The sequence below is a fragment of the Micromonospora qiuiae genome (assembly GCF_016863555.1).
Lineage (GTDB): Bacteria > Actinomycetota > Actinomycetes > Mycobacteriales > Micromonosporaceae > Micromonospora > Micromonospora qiuiae.
Genome location: NZ_BOPC01000048.1, coordinates 1 through 19,302, shown reverse-complemented (window position 1 = coordinate 19,302; position 19,302 = coordinate 1). Strand labels below are relative to the sequence as shown.

Here is a 19,302-nt window from a genome sequence, read left to right as displayed (position 1 = left end):
TTGTCGGCAATCAGAAGAATGCTCCGCAGGCAACTGGCCGGGGCGGTGGCGCTGGTGCTGCTCGTCGGCACCTATGTGGCTGTCCGGTTGCCGGAGGCGAGCGCCGACGAGCGGCGGGTGATGGCGCAGTCCTACCGGTTCACGCCCTTGTCGCTGGCCATGCCGGGTGGGCTGCCGCAGCAGTCGATCCGCCAGGTGAACGGTGCGTACCGGCACATCGCGGCGTGGATCTCCTCGGTCGGGGCGGGTATCGCCATGAACGACCTGGACGGCGACGGGCTCGCCAACGATCTCTGCATCACCGACCCGCGCATCGACCAGGTCGTGGTGTCGCCGGCACCGACGGCGGGCGCGGACCGCTACCAGCCGTTCGTGCTGGACCCGGCGCCGCTGCCCACCAACCCGCACATCGCCCCGATGGGCTGCCTGCCCGGCGACCTCAACGGAGACGGCCGCACCGACCTACTGGTCTACTACTGGGGTCGCACACCGGTGGCGTTCCTGGCGCGGGCCGACGCGACCGCCCTGTCCCGCGACGCCTATGTGGCGGTCGAGTTGCTGCCCGACCGGGTGCCGGCCGGCGACACCTACACCGGTCCGCAGTGGAACACCAATGCCGCGACGCTGGCCGACTTCGACGGTGACGGCAACCTCGACGTCTACATCGGCAACTACTTCCCCGACAGCCCGGTTCTCGATCCCGGCCAGCACGGCGGGGTGGCGATGAACCGGTCGATGTCCAATGCGCTCAACGGTGGCGAGGACCACGTGCTGAGGTTCACCGGCGGCAGCGCCGGCCCGGAGCCCAGCGTCTCGTACGCCGAGGTGCCGGACGTCTTCACCGCTGACGTGTCGCGGGGCTGGACGCTCGCGGTCGCCGCCAACGACGTCGACGGTGACCTGCTGCCGGAGTTGTACATCGCCAACGACTTCGGCCCCGACCGTTTGCTGCACAACCGGTCGGAGCCGGGCCGGATCGCCTTCGCCCTGGTGGAGAGCAGCGGGCTACCCGGGTTGACGCCCAAGTCGAAGCGGGTCGGCCACGACTCGTTCAAGGGCATGGGCGTCGACTTCGGCGACTTCAACGGCGACGGCATGTTCGACCTGTACGTCGGCAACATCACCACGTCGTTCGGCCTCCAGGAGAGCAACTTCGCCTTCGTCAACACGGCTCGCGACACCGACGAGCTTCGTGCCGCGCTGCGCGAGGGCAGGGCGCCGTGGCAGGACCGCAGCGCCGAGCTGGGCCTGGCCTGGAGCGGCTGGAGCTGGGACGTGAAGTTCGCCGACTTCACCAACCGGGGCCGGCCGGACATCGTGCAGACGGCGGGCTTCGTCAAGGGAGAGGTCAACCGCTGGGCGCAGTTGCAGGAGTTGGCCACGGCCAACGACGAGCTGCTGGCCGACCCGCGGTGGTGGCCACGGGTGGAGCAGGGCGACGACATTTCCGGCGGCCAGCACCTGGTCTTCCATGTGGCCGGCGACAACGGTCGGTACGAGGACCTGAGTTTGGAACTGGGGCTGGCCGAGCGGGTGCCCAGCCGGGGTGTCGCGGTCGGTGACGCGGATGGCGACGGCCGGCCCGACTTCGCCGTGGCCCGGCAGTGGGACGCACCCGTTTTCTACCACAACGACAGCCCGGCGACCGGGGCCAACCTGACGCTGCGGCTGCTGCACGACCAGCCGCAGGCCGCCGACCCGCTCGCCGGTGCCGGGTCACCGGTGATCGGCGCGCAGGTCCGGGTGACCACCCCGGACGGGCGCGTGCTGATCGACCGCGTCGACGGCGGTAGCGGCCACTCCGGCCGGCGCAGCAACGAAGTTTCGGTCGGCCTCGGTGAGGTGACTGGTCCGGTCACCGTGCGGCTGAGTTGGCGCGACCGTGAGGGCACCTTCCGGGAGCAGGAGCTGCGGCTCACCCCCGGGCGGCACACCCTCGCCCTCGGTACCCAGGCACGGAAGGCTTCGCGATGAGTCAGCATCGTATCCACCAGAAGGACCCGCGGATCGTCACCGCGCTGCGCAGGTTCGCCATCTCCATTACGGTCCTGAACATCTTCGGATACACCGTGCTCGGGTTCGAGCAGGCCTGGGCGTGGCCACTGCTCGCGCTGGCGGTGGGGTACAGCGTCGAGATCCTGCTGGAGACGATCGGCGCGTGGGCCGAGGAGCGCCGCGCCCGTTACCTCGGCGGCGGCGTACGCGGATTCATCGAGTTCCTCTACCCGGCGCACATCACCAGCCTCGCCGTGAACATGCTGCTGTACGTCAACGACCAGCTGCCGGTCATGCTCCTGGCGGTGATGATCGCGATCAGCGGCAAGTGGCTGTTCCGAGCGCCGGTCAACGGCCGGCTCCGGCATCACATGAACCCGTCGAACTTCGGTATCGCGGTCGCGCTGCTGCTGTTTCCGTGGATCTCCATCGCACCGCCGTACCATTTCACCGAGAACCTCACCGGCGTCGGCGACTGGATCGTTCCGGCGGCGATCGTGGTCTTCGGGACGCTGCTCAACGCCAAGCTCACCGGCCGCATGTGGCTGATCGTCGGCTGGCTCGGGGTGTTCGTCCTCCAGGCGGTGTTCCGTGGCCTGGTGCTCGACACCTCCATCGTCACCGCGCTGATCCCCATGACCGGTGTGGCGTTCGTGCTGTTCACCAACTACATGATCACCGATCCGGGGACGACGCCGTCGAAGCCGTGGTCGCAGCTCGCCTTCGGTGGAAGTGTCGCTCTGGTCTACGGCGTGCTCACCGGCGCATCCATCGTGTACGGGCTGTTCTTCGCCACCGCGATCGTCTGCCTGATCCGTGGCGGCTTCCTGTGGTCGCTGCACGCGGTGCGCCTCGCCGCCCGGCCGCAGCCCACCGATGCCGGGGCTGTGGACGGCAAGGTGCCGGCCAACGTGACACGCGAGATGGTGCGGGCATGAGTCGGATAGCCGTAGTCGGCCTGGCCTGCCGGTTTCCCGACGCCGTCGGACCCGGCCAACTCTGGGAGAACGCCCTCGCCGGGCGGCGGGCGTTCCGCCGGCTGCCCGACGAGCGGATGCGCGCCGAGGACTACTGGTCGGCGGACCCGACCGCGGCCGACCGCTACTACGCGGCCAACGCTGCGGTGATCGAGGGGTACGAGTTCGACCGGGTCGGCTTCAAGGTCAGCGGCAGCACCTACCGGTCCACCGACCTGACCCACTGGCTGGCGCTGGACATGGCCGCGCAGGCACTGGCCGACGCCGGGTTCGCCGAGGGCGACGGACTGCCCCGCGAGCGTACGGCCGTCGTCGTCGGTAACACGCTGACCGGCGAATTCACCCGGGCGGGGACGATGCGGCTGCGCTGGCCGTACGTACGGCGGGTGGTGGGTGCCGCGCTGGGCGAGCAGGGCTGGGACGACGAGCGGGTGGCAGATTTCCTCGCCGGTCTGGAGTCCTCCTACAAGTCGCCGTTTCCGGAGGTGACCGAGGACAGCCTCGCCGGTGGCCTGTCCAACACCATCGCCGGTCGCATCTGCAACTACTTCGACCTGCACGGTGGTGGCTACACGGTGGATGGTGCCTGCGCCTCCTCGCTGCTGTCCGTGCTGACCGCCTGTCGCAATCTGTCCGACCATGACGTCGACGTGGCGATCGCCGGTGGAGTGGACCTGTCGATCGACCCGTTCGAGATGGTCGGCTTCGCCCGCACCGGCGCCCTGGCCAGGGAGGAGATGTACGTTTACGACCGCCGGTCCAACGGATTCTGGCCGGGTGAGGGCTGCGGCATGGTCGTGCTGATGCGGGAGCGGGACGCGCTCGCGCAGGGCCGCCGCATCTATGCCACGGTCGCCGGCTGGGGTGTTTCCTCCGACGGACATGGCGGCATGACCCGACCCGAGGCCGACGGCTACCGGTTGGCGCTGCGCCGCGCGTACCAGCGGGCCGGCTTCGGCGTGGAAACCGTGCCGCTGTTCGAGGGGCACGGCACCGGGACAGCGGTGGGCGACGCCACCGAACTGAGGGCGCTCGGCGCGGAACGACGGTCGGCCGACCCGCAGGCCGCACCCGCGGCGATCGGCTCCATCAAGGGCATGATCGGTCACACCAAGGCGGCGGCTGGCGTGGCCGGGCTGATCAAGGCCGTACTCGCGGTGCACCATCAGGTCATCCCGCCGACCGTCGGTTGCACCGATCCGCACGCCGAACTCGTCGGTGACCGGCCGGCGCTGCGGGTGGTCCGCCGTGCTGAGCCCTGGCCGGACAACGCCCCGCAGCGGGCCGGGATCACCGCGATGGGGTTCGGTGGCATCAACACCCACCTGGTGATCGACGGGCCGGTACGTCCGCGTCGCCGGCAGCTGGACCGGCGTACCCGGCAACTCGCCCGGTCGGCGCAGGACGCCGAGCTGCTCCTGGTGGACGCCGACGGCCCGGACGCCCTGCGGAAACGGCTGGAGCAGCTACGGCCAGTGGTGGCCGGGCTCGCCTTCGCCGACCTGTCCGACCTGGCGGCGACGCTGCACCGGCAGCAACGTGGGCGGGCCTACCGCGCCGCCCTCGTGGCCCGTACCCCTCGGGAGGCCGAGCGGGCGCTCGAGGCGGCGGCTGCCGCGCTGGCACCCGGTGCCCCGGGCAGGCTGGTCGACCCGGGGCGGGGTGTCTTCGTCGGGCGGGTCACCCGTCCGGTCCGCGTTGGGTTCCTCTTTCCCGGCCAGGGGTCCGGTCAGGGCTGGGGCGGCGGCGCACTGCGCCGGAGATTCACCGAGGTGGACGACGTCTGGCGGGCCGCCGGCGACGCCCCGGGCGGTGACCGTGGCGCGAGCGCCGCGACCGCCGCCGCCCAACCCCGCATCGTCACCGGGTCGATCGGCGCGTTGCGGGTGCTCGACGCGCTCGACATCGATGCCACCGTCGCTGTCGGGCACAGCCTCGGCGAGTTGACCGCCCTGCACTGGGCGGGCTGCCTGGACGAGGGTGAGCTGCGGGATCTGGTCGCGGCGCGGGGGCAGCTCATGGCGAGCCTGGCCCGGCCCGGTGCGATGGCCGGCGTCATCGGCGACCCGACGGAGACCGCCGCCCTGCTGGACGGCACGGGCGCGGTGGTGGCCGGCTACAACGGCCCCCGACAGACGGTGGTGGCCGGCACTGACGACGCCGTCGGCGAGGTGGCTCGGCGGGCCTCGCTGGCCGGGCTGGCCTGCACCCGGCTGGATGTCTCGCACGCGTTCCACTCGCCGCTGATGGCGCCTGCGGCCGAAGCCTTCGGCGAACGGCTGCGGTCGTGCCGGTTCGGCCCGCCGTTGCGGCGGGTGGCCTCGACGGTGACCGGGATCGTGCTGCCACCGGACACCGACCTGGTCGAGCTGTTGCACCGGCAGATCCAGGCGCCGGTGCGTTTCACCGCGGCACTGGCCCGTGCCGCGGTCGAGGTCGACCTGTTCGTCGAGGTGGGGCCGGGGCAGGTGCTCACCCGGCTGGCCCGCGACCAGATGCCGGACCTTCCGGCGCTGGCGCTGGACACCGACGCCGAGTCTCTCGTCGGCCTGCTCACCGCCGTCGGCGCGGTGTACGTGCTGGGCGGTCCGGCCAGCTATCCGGCGTTGTTCGAGGACCGGTTCACCCGGCCGTTGGACCTGGAACGGCCCGGCACCTTCTTCGCCAACCCCTGCGAGTCCGCTCCCCAGGTGGCGGTGCCGGCCACCGCCGCGTCGCCCACGCCGGCCGCCGAGGTCGCGCTCCCTGCCGGCGACGGGGCTTTGGAGCTGGTCCGCCAGCTGGTGGCGCAGCGGGCGGAGTTGCCGGTGGAGGTGCTCCACGAGGACAGTCGCCTCCTCGACGATCTGCACATGAGCTCGATCACCGTGGGGCAGATCGTCAGCGAGGCGGCGCGTGCGATGGGGCTGTCGGCGGTGTCCGTGCCGACCAACTTCGCCACCGCCACCCTGCGGGAGATGGCCGAGGCGCTGCAAGCCCGGGGGCGTGAGGACACCGCCGGACGGGCCGATCTCGTCGCCGGGGTCGCGCCCTGGGTACGAACCTTCGTCGTGGACATGGTCGACGAGCCGGTGCCGGCGGGCGAGCTGGCCGGCACCGGGGGCAGGTGGGAGCTCTTCGCCAGTCCCGGCCATCCGCTCGCCGAGCCGCTGCGGTGCGCGCTGGAGGAGGCCGGGCTCGGCTCTGGCGTCCTGGTCTGCCTGCCGGACGACCCCGACGAGGCGTACCTGGAGATCGCGGTACGCGGTGCCCAGGCCGCGCTGCGGCAATCCGCCGGCGGCCGGCTGGTGCTGGTGCAGCCGGCGGCACGGGGTGGGGCGCTGGCGAAGACCGCCCGACTGGAGGGCGACCGGCTGCGGACCACGGTGGTGACGACGCCGCTCGGACCGGACACTGTGGACCAGGTGGTGGCCGAGGTGGCCGGCACCGTCGACTTCACCGAGGTGACGTATGACGCGGCGGGCATCCGCCGGGTGCCGATGCTGCGGCCGGCTCCGGTCGATTCCCGGCCGGGTCCGCTGCCCCTAGGGCCGGAGGACGTGCTACTGGTGACCGGTGGTGGCAAGGGCATCACCGCCGAGGCGGCCGCGATGCTGGCCCGGGAGAGCGGTGGCCGGCTGGCGGTGGTCGGTCGTTCCGACCCGGCCACCGACGAGGTGCTGGCCGCGAACCTGTCCCGGCTCCGTGACTCCGCCGGCGACCTACGTTACCTGCGGGTGGACGTCACCGACGCTGCCGCGGTAGCCGCCGCCGTCGCCGACCTCACCGCCGACTGGGGCCCGGTGACCGCCGTGCTGCACGGCGCCGGGCTGAACACCCCCACCGCGCTGGGCGACCTCGACGAAGCCGCGGTGCGCCAGGTGTTCGCGCCGAAGGTGGGCGGGCTGCGCGCGGTGCTCGCCGCGATCGACCCCGCGCGGCTGCGGCTGCTCGTGACGTTCGGCAGCATCATCGGGCGGGCCGGGCTGCACGGCGAGGCGCACTACGCCGCCGCCAACGAGGCGCTCGCTGAGCTGACCCGGGATGTCGCGGCCACCTACCCGGGGTGCCGCGCGGTCTGCCTGGAGTGGTCGGTGTGGTCCGGCGTCGGCATGGGGGAACGACTGTCGGTGGTCGAGGCGCTGAGTGGCCGTGGCGTCACCCCGATCGGCCCGGAGGACGGACTGCGTGTCCTGCGCGAGGTGCTCTCCGACGACACGTTGCCGCCGGTGGTGGTGGTCACCGGGCGTACCGGCGGGCTGGAGACCCTGCGGTACCACCGACCGGACCTGCCACTGCTGCGGTTCACCGAGCGACCTCTCATCCGCTACGACGGTGTGGAACTCGTCTGCGAGGTGGATCTCGCGCCCACCACCGACCCGTACCTGGCCGATCATCAGCTCGACGGTGACCTGCTCTTCCCCGCGGTGCTCGGCCTGGAGGCCATGGCCCAGGTCGCCACGGCGTTGGCCCGCCACCCGGGGGTGCCGGTCATCGAAGATGTCAGGTTCGACCGGCCGGTGGTGGTCGACCCGCAGGACGGTGTCACGATCCGGGTCGCCGCGTTGGTCCGGTCGGCACAGGTGATCGACGTCGTGATCCGCAGCGCCGCGACCGGGTTCGCGGCGGATCACTTCCGGGCCCGCATGCGGTTCGCGCCGGACGGGTCGTACCCGGAGGACACCGCCGCACCGAGGCAGACGGAGCTGCCGGCCCTGCCCCTGGAACCCGCTCACGACCTCTATGGTGACCTGCTGTTCCAGACCGGTCGGTTCCAGCGGCTGCACGGCTACCGACAGGTGGCGGCGCGGCTCGTGGAGGCGGAGGTGACCACCAGCGACGCGGGCGAATGGTTCAGCCGTTTCCTACCGGGCCGTCTCGTGCTGGGCGACCCCGGTGCCCGGGACGCGTTCATGCACGGCATCCAGGTGTGCGTGCCGGACGCGACGCTGTTGCCGGAGGGCATCGACCGGATCTGGTCCGCCGGTCCGAAGCTCTCCGCCGCCGAGACGGTGACCATGACCGCCTGGGAACGGGAGCAGCATGGCACCGGCTACGTCTACGACGCGGTGGTCCGTGACGCGACCGGCACGGTGATCGAGAGTTGGACGGGGCTTCGACTGCGCGCGGTACGCCCACACGCACCGGCTGCGGGGTGGCCGGCGGTGCTGCTCGGGCCGCTGTTGCAGCGGCATCTGGCGGAGGTGTTCACCGGGGACATCGCGGTGGCTGCCGCGCCGGGCGGTGGGCCGCGCGATGCCGACACACTGCTGTCCCGGGCGGCCGGCCGGCCAGTGGTCGTACGGCACCGACCGGACGGGCGACCCGAGGTCGACGGCATGCGTGAGGTGTCGGTGGCGTACTCCGCGCCACTGCGCCTCGCGGTGATCGGTGGCGCTCCGCTGGCCTGCGACGTCGAGCCGGTGACGGTCCGTTCGGCGGACGCCCGGCGCGGCCTGATCGGTCGGCACGGGCCGCTGGCGGCGCTGCTCGTCGCCGAGGTGGGTGACACGCCGGACCTCGCGGCGACCCGGGTGTGGTGCGCGACCGAATGCCTGCAGAAGGCGGGGCACACCGGCGGTCCGTTGACCCTGGTGTCCGGCGCCGCCCCGGACGGGTGGGTGGTGCTGGACTCCGGTGGCGTGCGGATCGCCACCCGGGTGTGCACGGTGGCGGGTGCCGCGGAGCGGGTCGTGGTGGCGGTCCTCAACGGGACGGAGGGGTGACAGTGTCGCGCTACTACGAGTACCACCACACCATCGGTTTCGAGGAGACCAACCTCGTCGGCAACGTCTACTACGTCAACTACCTGCGCTGGCAGGGCCGGTGCCGGGAGATGTTCCTGCACGAGCACGCGCCGGAGGTGCTCGACGAGCTGCGGGGCGACCTGAAACTGTTCACCCTGAAGGTCGACTGCGAGTTCTTCGCCGAGCTGGCCCCGTTCGACCGGCTGGCGGTACGCATGCGGCTGGCCGAGCTGACCCAGACGCAGATCGAGCTGGCCTTCGACTACCTGCGGATCGCCGACGATGACCTGCTGGTGGCCCGAGGGCGGCAGCGGATCGCCTGCATGCGTGGGCCGAACGGGCGTACCGAGCCGGCCCGCGTACCGGCCGGCCTGGTCCGGGCGCTGTCACCGTTCCGCAGTGCCGGCGTCGGGATGGGGTGACCGATGCGTTTCGACACGCGCCTGGTGCACGGAGGCCGTGGGGTCACGCCGGGCACCGGAGACGTGGTGCCGCCGATCCACGTCTCGACGACGTACGAGCGGCGGGCGCAGGACGACCCCCGCTACTTCTACGGGCGAGGAGAGAACCCGACCCGGGAGCAGCTGGAGGAGTGCCTGGCCGAACTGGAGGGGGCGCGGTTCGCGACCGTCCTGTCCTCTGGGCAGGCCGCCGCGGCGACCGTGCTCGCCCAGCTGCGCCCGGGGCAATGCCTGGTGAGCACCGACGACGTCTACTCCGGCACCGACGCGTTGTTCGAGCGGGCGGCCCGGCAGGGCGTCCGGGTGCGCTACGCCGACCTGACCACGCCGGAGGGGATCGACAGTGCGCTGGACGTCCCGGGTGTCGCGCTGGTCTGGGTCGAGACGCCCACCAATCCGTTGCTGAGCGTGGTGGACATCGCCGAGGTCGCCGGCCGGGCGCACGAGCGCGGTGCCCGGCTGGTGGTGGACAACACCTTCGCCAGTCCGGTGCTTCAGCGTCCACTGGACCTGGGCGCGGATGTCTCCCTCTACAGCACGACGAAATCGATCGCCGGGCACGCCGACGTGCTGGGTGGCGCTCTGGTCTACCGGGACGAGGAACTGCACGCGTCGTACCGGTCGTACCGGACGGCGGCCGGCAACGTGCCGGGCGCGCTGGACTGCTTTCTGGTCCGGCGGGGCCTGCACACCCTGTCGCTGCGGGTGGATCGGCAGGTGGCGAACGCGTGGGCGCTGGTCGAGCGGCTCCGAGCCAGCCCGGTCGTCGGGAGGATCCACTATCCGGGGCTTGCCGAGCATCCGCAGCATGCGGTGGCCAAGGCCCAGATGACCGGGCCCGGTTCGATGGTGTCCTTCGAGTATCTGGGGGGCCCGTCGGCGCGGCTGCTGGACCGTTTCGCGTTGTTCTCCTGCGGGGTCAGCCTCGGCGGTGTGCACTCCCTCGTGGAGTGTCCGGCGCTGATGACGCACCGGCCGGTGCCCGCCGAGGTCCGTGCCCGCCGGGGCATCAGTGACTCGCTCATCCGCCTCTCGGCCGGCATCGAGGACAGCCGCGACCTGGTCGAGGACCTGTCCCGGGCGCTCGCAGACGGCGGCTGACCCGGGCCGGGCCGACCGACTCCACCGCGACGAAAGGGGTTTTCGATGACCATTCCCGGTGTCGACACGACATTGCCCGTCGTCCGAGAGCTGCCGGCGCCCGGCAGTTATCTGTGCGGGCTCACCTACGACGGTGAGGTCTTCTGGCACTCGGATCAGGAGGCCGGAGAGATCTACGCGCTCGACCCGGCCACAGGGGCGGTGGTACGTACGCTGTCCTGCCGCCGGGTACGGGCGGACCTGACGGTGGGCGGCGGGGCGCTGTGCCAGGTCGGTGGACGTCCGAAGCGCATCCTGCTGATCGACCCGACCAACGGGGAGGTCCTCGCCGAGCGGGAGGTTCGGCCGCCGAGTGGCCGGCTCTGTGGTGTCGAGACCAGCGGCGTGATGATGTGGATGGGCCTGCGTGGCCCGTCGGTGGTGCAGCTGCGCGATGTCGAGACGATGACCGTGCGCCGGGAGTTCGCGGTGCCCGGTACGCCCTCCGGTCTGACCGTGGCGGGGGACGTGGTGATCTACGCCGACTTCGAGGCCGCGCTGCTGCGGGCGGTGGACGGCCGGGACGGCAGGCTGCTCGGGGAGGCGCTCGTCGATGGTCGGCCGGTCGGCCTGACCTGGGACGGCGCGTTGGTCTGGTACGCCGACTTCGCGGGCCGCCGGCTGGCGGCGGTACGGCTGCCGGACCTGCTGGCCACCGAGGCGTTCCTCGGCGAGGGGGACGGTCAGCGTGGAGCGGATCGGCCGGCGCCGGGCTCGGCGGTGTAGTCGTTGGAGGCGTACCAGTCGCCGCGTCCGGTGGGCAGCAGGTCCAGCACGTTCCAGACCGGGCTGAGCAGGTCGATACCGCGCTCGCCGCCGTCCGGGAAGCTCGCCGGGGCGGAGTAGAGATGGCGTACCCGCTCGCCCTCGGCCCGCAGCACACTGACCATCGGGCGTTGTGTGCCGTCCGGGTACTCGGCCCGGATGTCGGCGTTGAACGAGGTGCCGTGGCTGGAGACGATCCGCAGGCCGGCCCAGCCACGATCGCGCGCCCACGCCCGCAGCTTGGGCAGCGGTGCCTTCGCCACCACCGCGACAGCGGTGTGCCGCAGCAGATGCGGCAGGACGCCGTGGAAGCCGTCGACCCACATCGAGCACATCGGGCAGGCCTCGGTGGCGTCCGGGGCGAACATCAGGTGGTAGAGGAAGAGCGTCGGGTGTCCGTCGAGCAGCTCACGCAGCCGCACGTCGCGGCTCGGCTCGGCCCGGTCCAGGTCGACGGGGCCCTCGGTGAACCGATAGTCGGCCAGCAGCGGGCCGGGTGGCAGAGCACGGCGGGCGGCGGCCACCCGTTCGACCTGGTCGCGCAGCTCCTGCTCGGCATCGGCGAGTCCGCGCCGCGCCGCCGCGTACGCCTCGTCGGCACCCACCGGCCAGCTCGGTGGTGGGGTGGCTGGGTCGGCCTGGCTCATGTCGGCTCCCCTTCGGACGATCCGGTGCTTCGGGCGAAGGCTACCGGTGGGAGAGCGGGGCTGGGGCGCCGCGCCGAGGGCATGACGCTTGAAGAAGAAGTTGTCGTTGGTGCGTCTTCAGGCCGCAGCAGCCGACGTTGCCCAAGATACTTACTAATCATATAGTTGGCGGAGTCGATTTTCGCGGGCGAGGAGACAGCATGACTGTCGTGCAGTTCGACCCGGCAGGTTTCAAGGCCGAGCAACGCGACACCTGGAACGCGGTCAGCGGCGGGTGGGAGTTCTGGCGGGACCGGTACGAACGGGCCGCCGCGCCGGTGACCGCCTGGCTGCTGCGCGCGGCCGGACTACGCCCCGGCCACCGGGTGCTCGACGTCGGCTGCGGCACGGGCGAGCCGGCGATCAGCGCCGGACGCCTGGTCGCCACGACCGGCCGGGTCCTCGGCATCGACCTCGCCCCGGAGATGGTACGCCGCGCCCGGATGGCCGCCGCAGGTCTCGACCATCCGATCGACTTCGTCGAGTCCGACGTGGAGTCACTGGACCTGCCACCGCACTCGATGGACGCGGTGCTCAGCCGCTGGGGCCTGATGTTCGCCGTCGATCGGCACCGCATGTTGTCCGACCTGTGCCGCCTGCTGGCCCCCGGCGGCGTGCTGGCCGCGGCGGTCTGGGACACCCCGGCGGCCAATCCGATGACCGCGCTGGCCTTCCGCGCTCTCGGTGCCGAACTGCCCGGCCCGCCACCGCAGCGACCCGGTCCCTTCAGCATGTGCGACGCCACGCGTACCCGCGAGGAACTGGCGGCCGCCGGATTCGTCGAGATCACCATCGAGTCCGTGCCGGTCTCGATGCGGTTCGCCTCGGTCGACGAGTACCTCCAGTACGCCCGGGACGTGACACCGCCCGGGCTGCTGCGTGCGGTGCGGCAGCACCTCGGCGGTGACGGCGAACGCGCCGGGTGGAACCGACTGGCCGAGGCCGCAGCCGGGTACGCCGACGGCGAGGGCATCGTGTGCCTGCCCGGTTCGGCGCTGTGCCTGCGGGCGCGCGGCGCACCCGACGGGGCGACGCCGGGGAGGACTGGATGACGACCAGAGCCGAGAGCCCGTCCGATCGGGTCCGACCGTCGGCGCGGCACGACCGCCTGCTGAAAGTCGCCCAGGCGTACGTGGACGCCGCCGCCGCACGGGACGAACTCCCCCACCGGGATTTGTCCCGGCTGTCCCGCACCCGGGTCCGTGTCGATCCGGAGTTTTGCCGCGAGGTGGCCCGGCACTTCGACCGCGCACCTCGGCGCGCCCTCGACGCCGACCTCGTCGCCCGGTACACCCGCTTCACCGAGGAGACCCAGCGCCACTTCGCGCTGCTCGAACCGGCCGGGCTGCGGGTCGTGCCGTGGCAGGGGCCGGGGCAGCCGTACCGCGGCGCGGCCGAACTGATCGACTCCGTGGACCGCACGGGCGTGCTGTACGTCTATCTCACCAGCGACGGACACGGTCCCCACGGGCCGGCACCGGACCATCCGCTCTGTGCGCCGTCGGGCGTCACCGTCGACGGTGTCGAGCTGCTGCACAACGACATCTTCCGGGTCGTGCACGATGTGTTCGGGCACGTCCTGCACGGCGCGACGATGGGGGTGGCAGGGGAGTTCCGGGCCGCCTACGGCCACCTGGCGATGTACTCGCCACTGGTGCACCCGGTCGTCTTCACCGAGCAGGTCAGCCAGATCTGCTGGTTCTTCCACGGGCCGCACCTGGCGGACCGGACCGGGCGGTGGCCCCGCCGCGGCGCTCCCGGCTGGATTCCGCCGACGGAGCGGCCCTACCCGGAGCAGAAGCTGTTCCCCTGCCCACCGGGTTTCCTCGACCGCTTCATCGCGAGCTTCACGGAGGAGTCAGGATGACCGACACGGCTGCCCATCCCCTGGAATCGGTGCGGGACGAGTTCCCGTTCCTCGACCACGCCGAACATCGCCCGCAGCTGGCATACCTGGACAACGCGGCCACCACACAGAAGCCCCGATGTGTGCTCGACTCGCTGGTCGACCAGTACGTCACCGCCAACAGCAACATCGGCCGGGGCTTCTACGAGTTGAGCCGCCGGGCCACCGACCGGTACGAGCAGGCGCGGGCGACCGTGCGCCGCGTCCTCAACGCCGCCCATGACGAGGAGATCGTCTTCACCCGGGGCACCACGGACGCGACGAACCTGCTCGCCGAGACCTTCGCCGCGCGGATCGTCGGCCCAGGAGACGACATCGTGGTCAGCGGCATGGAACACAACTCGAACCTGCTGCCCTGGCGGCGGTTGTGCGAGCGGCAGGGCGCCACCCTGCGGGTGGTGCCGACCGCCGCCGGCCGGCCTGTCCAGCCGGACGCCCTGGCGGCCGAGCTGAGCCCCCGGACCCGCCTCGTCGCGGTCACCCACGTCTCCAACGTGCTCGGCACCGTCAACCCGGTTCGGGACCTCGTCCGCGTCGCGCACCAGCGCGGCGTGCCGGTCGTCGTCGACGGCGCGCAGGCGGTGCCACACCTGCCCGTCGACGTACGGGAGATCGGGGCCGACTTCTACTGCTTCTCCGGTCACAAGGTGTACGGCCCGATGGGCTCGGGCGTGCTCTACGGCCGTCGCGACCTGCTCGCTGACCTGCCGCCGTACCAGGTCGGTGGCGGGACGGTGAAGGGCGTCTCCCACGATGCCCCGGTGTCGTACGTGCCGGTACCGGCCCGGCTGGAGGCAGGCACCCCGGACATCCCCGCGGCGGTGGCGCTGGCCACGGCGTTGACCTGGCTGGAGGGCCTCGATCGGGAGGCGGTACGGGCGCACGACGCGCACCTGGTCCGGTACGCCGTGCAGGCGCTGGGCGACATCGAACGGGTGCGGGTCGTCGGCGATCCGGCGGCCGATCCGGCCGGCATCGTCTCGATCGCCGTGGACGGCCTGCATCCCTACGATGTCGGCGGTCACCTGGACCGGCACGGCATCGCCGTCCGCTCCGGCGTGCACTGTGCCAGCACCTTCCTCGACGACCTGGGGTTGGTCGGAACCGTACGGATCTCCTTCGCGGTCTACAGCACCGTCGCCGAGATCGACCGGGTGGTGGCCGTGCTGCGCACCGTGCGGGCAGGGGAGTGGACGACGCACTACCCCGGGGTCCGCTTCCGGTGATCACTCCGGCCCCGGCCGTCGAGCCGGGATTCGACACGCTGCCGGTCGACGACCTGGCCGACGCGGCGTTGCGGCAGGCTCGCCGTGGTGGCGCGACGTACGCCGACGTCCGGCTGCGGCGGGTCCGTGTGTTGCGCGAGCGGGTCCGCGACGGCCGTCCGGAGAGTAGCCAGGAGAGCGTGGAGACCGGTGTCGGGGTGCGGGTTTTGGTGGACGGCACCTGGGGTTTCGCCGCCGGGGTCGAGTTGTCCCCGGGCGGGGTCGACGCGCTGGCGGCCCGCGCCTGCGCTCTGGCCCGTACGGTGCGACCGTTGCGGGGCGAGCCGGTGCGTCTCACTGCCGAACCGGTGCCCGCACCGGTGGACTGGCAGTCGCCGTACGAGGTGGATCCGTTCGAGGTCCCGGCCGCCGAGCGCACCGCGTTGCTGGCCGGTTGGTGTGGGCTGCTGCGCGACGGCGGCGCGCACCTGGCCGAGGCGTACCTGCAGGTCTTCCGTGAGTCGACGGTGTACCACGACAGCGAGGGCCGGCGGATCCGGCAACGGCGCATCTGGCTGCACCCGATGGCGTTCGGCTTCCGGATCGACGCCGGCGACGGGACGTTCGAGGCGATGCGGACGCTCGGGCCGCCGGCGGCCCGAGGGTGGGAGTACCTGACCGGCACCGGCTGGGACTGGGCCGGCGAACTGGCCCGGATGCCCGACCTGCTGGACGAGAAGGCCGCCGCCCCGAGGCTCGAGCCGGGACGGTACGACCTGGTGATCGACCCGACCAACCTGTGGCTGACGATCCACGAAACGGTCGGCCACGCCACCGAACTGGATCGGATGCGCGGTCGGGAGGCGGCCTTCGCGGGCAGCTCCTTCGTCCGGCAACAGGACGTCGGTGTCCTGCGCTACGGCTCACCGCAGATGACGGTGGTGGCCGACCGGACAACCCCGCACGCGCTGGCGACCGTCGGCTACGACGACGACGGGGTGGCCGCCGGCTCCTGGCCGCTGGTCACCGAGGGCCTGCTGGTGGGGGTGCAGCACGATCGGCAGACCGCGGGTGCCGCCGGACTGGACCGCTCGACCGGCTGCGCGTACGCGGAGTCCTACCGGCACCTGCCAGTGCCCCGGATGCCGAACGTCTCGCTGTGCCCGGCACCCGACGGCCCGGACACCGACGAGCTGATCGGTCGGGTCCGCGACGGCCTCTACGTCGTCGGTGACAACAGCTTCTCCATCGACATGGCCCGGGTGAATTTCCAGTTCACCGCCCAGCGATTTCACCGGATCCGCAACGGGCGGCTGGTCGGCCAGGTACGCGACGTCGCGTACACGGGCACGACGCTCGACTTCTGGCGATCGCTGGAGGTGGTCGGTGGTCCGCAGACCTGGCTGATGTCCGGTGCCGGCCAGTGCGGCAAGGCCCAGCCGCTCCAGATCGCCGCGGCGGGGCACGGCTGCCCGTCGGCGCTGTTCCGGGCGGTGCCCGTGATGGACACGCGGACGGGGGCGACGGGATGAGCACGCCGGGGCCGCAGGAGACCATCGAGATGGCCCTCGCCGCCGCTCGGGGCGACGCCACCGTGGTGATCGTGGAGTCCGGCGTCGACCGTTACCTGCGGTGGGCCGACAGCGCGCTGGTGGCGGCCGGCGACGCGGACGAGTATCGGGTGTCGGTGGTGTCGGTCGTCGGCGGCCGGGTGGGCGCGGTGTCGGTGTCCGGCCGGGTGGGTCGGGCCGAGATCGTCGACGCGGTGGATGGCGCGGAGGCCGTGGCCCGGCAGGCACCGCCGGCACCGGACGCCCGGCCATTGCCGGAGCCGGGTGCGGCGTCGCCGCACTGGGACGACCCGGTCCGGCCGCTCGCGTCGGGCGTGCTCGCCGGCCTGGTCGAGCAGCTCTCGACCGGGTTCGCGCGGGCCGATCGCCACGGCCAGGTGCTGCACGGGTACGCCGAACACCGGGCCCGGACGACGTTTCTCGGGACCTCCACCGGTGCCCGGCTGCGGCATGACGGATCCGCCGGGCACCTGGAGTTCACCGCGCGTGACGGGCGCGGTGCTCCGGTGTGGACCAGCGCCGTCACCGACGACTTCACTGACGTGTCGGTGGCCGGGCTTCAGGACGATCTCGACCGGCGACTGCGTTGGGAGCGGCGGCGGGTCGACCTGCCACCCGGCCGGTACGAGTGCCTCGTGCCGCCGAGCGCGGTCGCCGATCTGATGAACTACGCGTACACCACGGCGGGTGCCGGGGCGGCGGCGCAGGGCCGGACGGCCTACAGCCGTGCCGGCGGCCGTACCCGGATCGGGGAGACGATCGCCGGGGTTCCGTTGACCCTCCGCAGCGATCCGCGGGCCGAGGGGTTGCGTTGTGCGCCTTTCCTGGTGGCGGCGGCGTCGAGCGGTGCCCGGTCGGTCTTCGACAACGGCCTGCCGCTGGGCCCGACCCGCTGGTGGGAGCAGGGGCGGTTGCGCTCGCTGGTGCACACCCGGCACAGCGCCGAGGAACTGGGCATGCCGCTGACCCCGCTGGTGGAGAATTTGATCCTCGAAGGGCCGCCGGGCGGCGGTGCCGAGGCGGACCTGATTGCCCGCACCCGCCGTGGCCTGCTGCTGACCAGCCTGTGGTACATCCGGGAAGTGGACCTGGCGACGATGGCCCTGACCGGGGTGACCCGGGACGGTGTCTACCTGGTCGAGGACGGCGAGGTCGTCGGTGCGGTGCACAACTTCCGCTTCAACGACAGCCCGCTGGCGATGGTCAGGCGGGCCACGGAGGTTGGGCGCACCGTGCCGACCCGGGCGCGGGACTGGGGCGACGCGGTGGCGCACGTGGCCATGCCGATGCTGCGGGTGCCGGACTTTCCGCTGACCGCCACGACGGGTGCGGTCTGACGGTCGCCGGTCGAGCTTCGCGGTAGAGAAACCGATAGCACTCCGCTGGACTGGTGTGTGGAACAGTCTCAGCCCTACCTCGTACTTTGGCTTCAACCATACGTGAATTGGGACATTATTTCGCTAATGATCAATCGAGGCCGATTGACGAGCACTTTAAAAATCGATAGCGTCCCGAGTTGTGGTCCTCCGGTCGAGAGGCGTCACAGAGGCGTCACCGCATCCGGGGCATACAGGGAGGTGGAGCCGTGACTGACACGGCGAGAGAGACCTACGAGTCACTCAACATCGAGCCGAAGCCGCTGCGGCCGCACATCCTGGCGGCGGCGACGGTCGTCTTCGGCGACGACTACTACGGTGGTCGCCGAGAGACGATCAACATGTCGGGTTTCGTGCAGATGAACAAGTGGCCGATGCAGGGGTTCAAGCACACCGTCGACGAGGACGGCAAGGCGAGCTTCAACCTGGAGCTCATCAGCGCCCCCGAGGTCGGCATCAAGGGGTTCAGCTACACGCTCAACGACCGGATCCAGATCCTGTCGAACCCCTACCTGCCGAACACCGGTCACATCAAGCAGATCGTGCCCGGCAAGAACTTCCCCGCGGAGTTCCACATCCGTCGGTTCGGCATCCTGGAGACCAGCACCATGCGGCTGGTCCACCGGGGCGTCATCGACGTCAAGGGGATCGTTGACGGCGTGCCGCCGTACAAGACCCCGCTCACAACGGGGCTCCTCGGTCGCCCCTACGGTGACCAGGGCGAGGTCATGCTGGCGCACAACGTGGTCGGGGGCACCAACCTGCCGGCCGCGTGGTACCCGTCGAACGACGAGAACGAGGCCGTCGGCGACACGCCGAGCGCCTTCTTCGCGTCGAGCATCGGCCCGTGCGTCTCGATGCTGGTCGACCCGTCGATCATCATTCAGGCGTCGACCGAGGCGAAGATCAAGGTCGAGGTCAACGGCCGTACCGAGGAGATCGAACTCGCTGGCGACTACCCCTTGGCCGCCGGCACCGAGATCCTCCTCTTCGGCCCGGAGAAGCACGACCAGGGTTCCGGCGTGTTGGCCCAGCTTGCGCGGGTGGCGCTGGTGGGCAACAGCCCGGCTCTGGGTGGCAAGGTCATGCTGCGGGCCAGCTTCTTCACCGTCTCGGGCGGCCAGCTCGGTGAGGGTACGGAGGACAGCCTGAGCACCCTGCGCTACCCGGGTGAGCTGCACTTCGACGCTCACTTCGAGCTGCTCACTCCGTCGGCGACGCTGTACGCGACGGCTCCGGTGCACCTGGCCGGACGGCTCAAGGACCTCGAGCCGACCGGCACGGTACTGACGGCCGACCACGCGGACGCCGCTCTGCGCACCTCCGGCGGCGACGTCCGGGCGCGCCTGACCGGCGTGCAGATGAAGCTGGCCGACGCACTCGTGGGCTCCGAGGCCTACGTCAGCGCGTGACGGTTGGTTCAGTCCGGTAGCAGACGTCGCCCCGGGTGCCCTTCGTCACCCGGGGCGACGTCACTCTTCAAGGGTGGCGGTT

13 protein-coding genes are annotated in these 19,302 nt (G+C 71.5%); 12 read left to right on the top strand and 1 reads right to left on the bottom strand.

The window, feature by feature from the left end; all coding sequences use genetic code 11:
• The 6 genes from Vqi01_RS17780 to Vqi01_RS17755 are packed head-to-tail and all read left to right on the top strand — an operon-like array spanning position 1 to position 11,025.
• Entirely contained in the window at positions 1-1,974 is a 1,974-nt protein-coding gene (locus Vqi01_RS17780) for a CRTAC1 family protein (RefSeq protein ID WP_204035926.1), read from the top strand.
• Positions 1,971-2,933 (top strand): enediyne biosynthesis protein, encoded by a 963-nt coding sequence (locus Vqi01_RS17775; protein WP_204035925.1) that lies wholly within the window; start codon positions 1,971-1,973, stop codon positions 2,931-2,933. The genes Vqi01_RS17780 and Vqi01_RS17775 overlap by 4 nt, the downstream gene beginning before the upstream one ends.
• Positions 2,825-8,677: a type I polyketide synthase gene (locus tag Vqi01_RS17770; RefSeq protein ID WP_204035924.1), complete on the top strand. Its 5,853-nt coding sequence runs from the start codon at positions 2,825-2,827 to the stop codon at positions 8,675-8,677. The genes Vqi01_RS17775 and Vqi01_RS17770 overlap by 109 nt, the downstream gene beginning before the upstream one ends.
• Positions 8,674-9,120 (top strand): acyl-CoA thioesterase, encoded by a 447-nt coding sequence (locus Vqi01_RS17765; RefSeq protein WP_204035923.1) that lies wholly within the window; start codon positions 8,674-8,676, stop codon positions 9,118-9,120. The genes Vqi01_RS17770 and Vqi01_RS17765 overlap by 4 nt, the downstream gene beginning before the upstream one ends.
• Before the next feature lie 3 nt (positions 9,121-9,123).
• Positions 9,124-10,260 carry a trans-sulfuration enzyme family protein gene (locus Vqi01_RS17760; protein WP_204035922.1) on the top strand — a complete coding sequence of 379 codons (1,137 nt, stop codon included), beginning with the start codon at positions 9,124-9,126 and terminating at the stop codon, positions 10,258-10,260.
• A gap of 45 nt (positions 10,261-10,305) precedes the next feature.
• Positions 10,306-11,025, top strand: coding sequence for an NHL repeat-containing protein (locus tag Vqi01_RS17755; protein ID WP_239098471.1), 720 nt, complete (start codon positions 10,306-10,308; stop codon positions 11,023-11,025).
• On the opposite strand, the gene Vqi01_RS17750 is transcribed toward Vqi01_RS17755, so the two are convergent.
• On the bottom strand, positions 10,983-11,711 hold the full coding sequence (locus tag Vqi01_RS17750; RefSeq protein ID WP_204035921.1) for a DUF899 family protein: 729 nt from the start codon (positions 11,709-11,711) through the stop codon (positions 10,983-10,985). The two genes, Vqi01_RS17755 and Vqi01_RS17750, sit on opposite strands and share 43 nt — an antisense overlap.
• A 200-nt stretch (positions 11,712-11,911) precedes the next feature.
• On the opposite strand from Vqi01_RS17750, the gene Vqi01_RS17745 reads away from it, so the two are divergent.
• The 6 genes from Vqi01_RS17745 (at position 11,912) to Vqi01_RS17720 (ending at position 19,220) form a co-directional block, all read left to right on the top strand.
• Positions 11,912-12,802, top strand: a complete 891-nt coding sequence (locus Vqi01_RS17745; RefSeq protein WP_204035920.1) for a class I SAM-dependent methyltransferase — start codon at positions 11,912-11,914, stop codon at positions 12,800-12,802.
• On the top strand, positions 12,799-13,617 hold the full coding sequence (locus tag Vqi01_RS17740; RefSeq protein ID WP_204035919.1) for a crotonobetainyl-CoA--carnitine CoA-transferase: 819 nt from the start codon (positions 12,799-12,801) through the stop codon (positions 13,615-13,617). The genes Vqi01_RS17745 and Vqi01_RS17740 overlap by 4 nt, the downstream gene beginning before the upstream one ends.
• Positions 13,614-14,882: a cysteine desulfurase gene (locus Vqi01_RS17735; RefSeq protein WP_204035918.1), complete on the top strand. Its 1,269-nt coding sequence runs from the start codon at positions 13,614-13,616 to the stop codon at positions 14,880-14,882. The genes Vqi01_RS17740 and Vqi01_RS17735 overlap by 4 nt, the downstream gene beginning before the upstream one ends.
• Positions 14,846-16,393, top strand: coding sequence for a TldD/PmbA family protein (locus tag Vqi01_RS17730; RefSeq protein ID WP_204035917.1), 1,548 nt, complete (start codon positions 14,846-14,848; stop codon positions 16,391-16,393). The genes Vqi01_RS17735 and Vqi01_RS17730 overlap by 37 nt, the downstream gene beginning before the upstream one ends.
• 23 nt (positions 16,394-16,416) lie before the next feature.
• Complete coding sequence (locus Vqi01_RS17725) at positions 16,417-17,769, top strand: metallopeptidase TldD-related protein (RefSeq protein WP_204035967.1); 1,353 nt, start codon at positions 16,417-16,419, stop codon at positions 17,767-17,769.
• 248 nt (positions 17,770-18,017) lie between these two features.
• Positions 18,018-19,220, top strand: a complete 1,203-nt coding sequence (locus Vqi01_RS17720) for a DUF6004 family protein (RefSeq protein WP_204035916.1) — start codon at positions 18,018-18,020, stop codon at positions 19,218-19,220.
• The last annotated feature ends 82 nt before the right edge of the window (positions 19,221-19,302 follow it).

Bases quoted from the DNA above. Each gene is read 5' to 3' on its own strand.
- Vqi01_RS17740 (WP_204035919.1), top strand. From the start codon at position 12,799: ATGACGACCAGAGCCGAGAGCCCGTCCGATCGGGTCCGACCGTCGGCG.
- Vqi01_RS17735 (WP_204035918.1), top strand. From the start codon at position 13,614: ATGACCGACACGGCTGCCCATCCCCTGGAATCGGTGCGGGACGAGTTC.
- Vqi01_RS17755 (WP_239098471.1), top strand. From the start codon at position 10,306: ATGACCATTCCCGGTGTCGACACGACATTGCCCGTCGTCCGAGAGCTG.
- Vqi01_RS17750 (WP_204035921.1), bottom strand. From the start codon at position 11,711: ATGAGCCAGGCCGACCCAGCCACCCCACCACCGAGCTGGCCGGTGGGT.
- Vqi01_RS17775 (WP_204035925.1), top strand. From the start codon at position 1,971: ATGAGTCAGCATCGTATCCACCAGAAGGACCCGCGGATCGTCACCGCG.
- Vqi01_RS17760 (WP_204035922.1), top strand. From the start codon at position 9,124: ATGCGTTTCGACACGCGCCTGGTGCACGGAGGCCGTGGGGTCACGCCG.
- Vqi01_RS17745 (WP_204035920.1), top strand. From the start codon at position 11,912: ATGACTGTCGTGCAGTTCGACCCGGCAGGTTTCAAGGCCGAGCAACGC.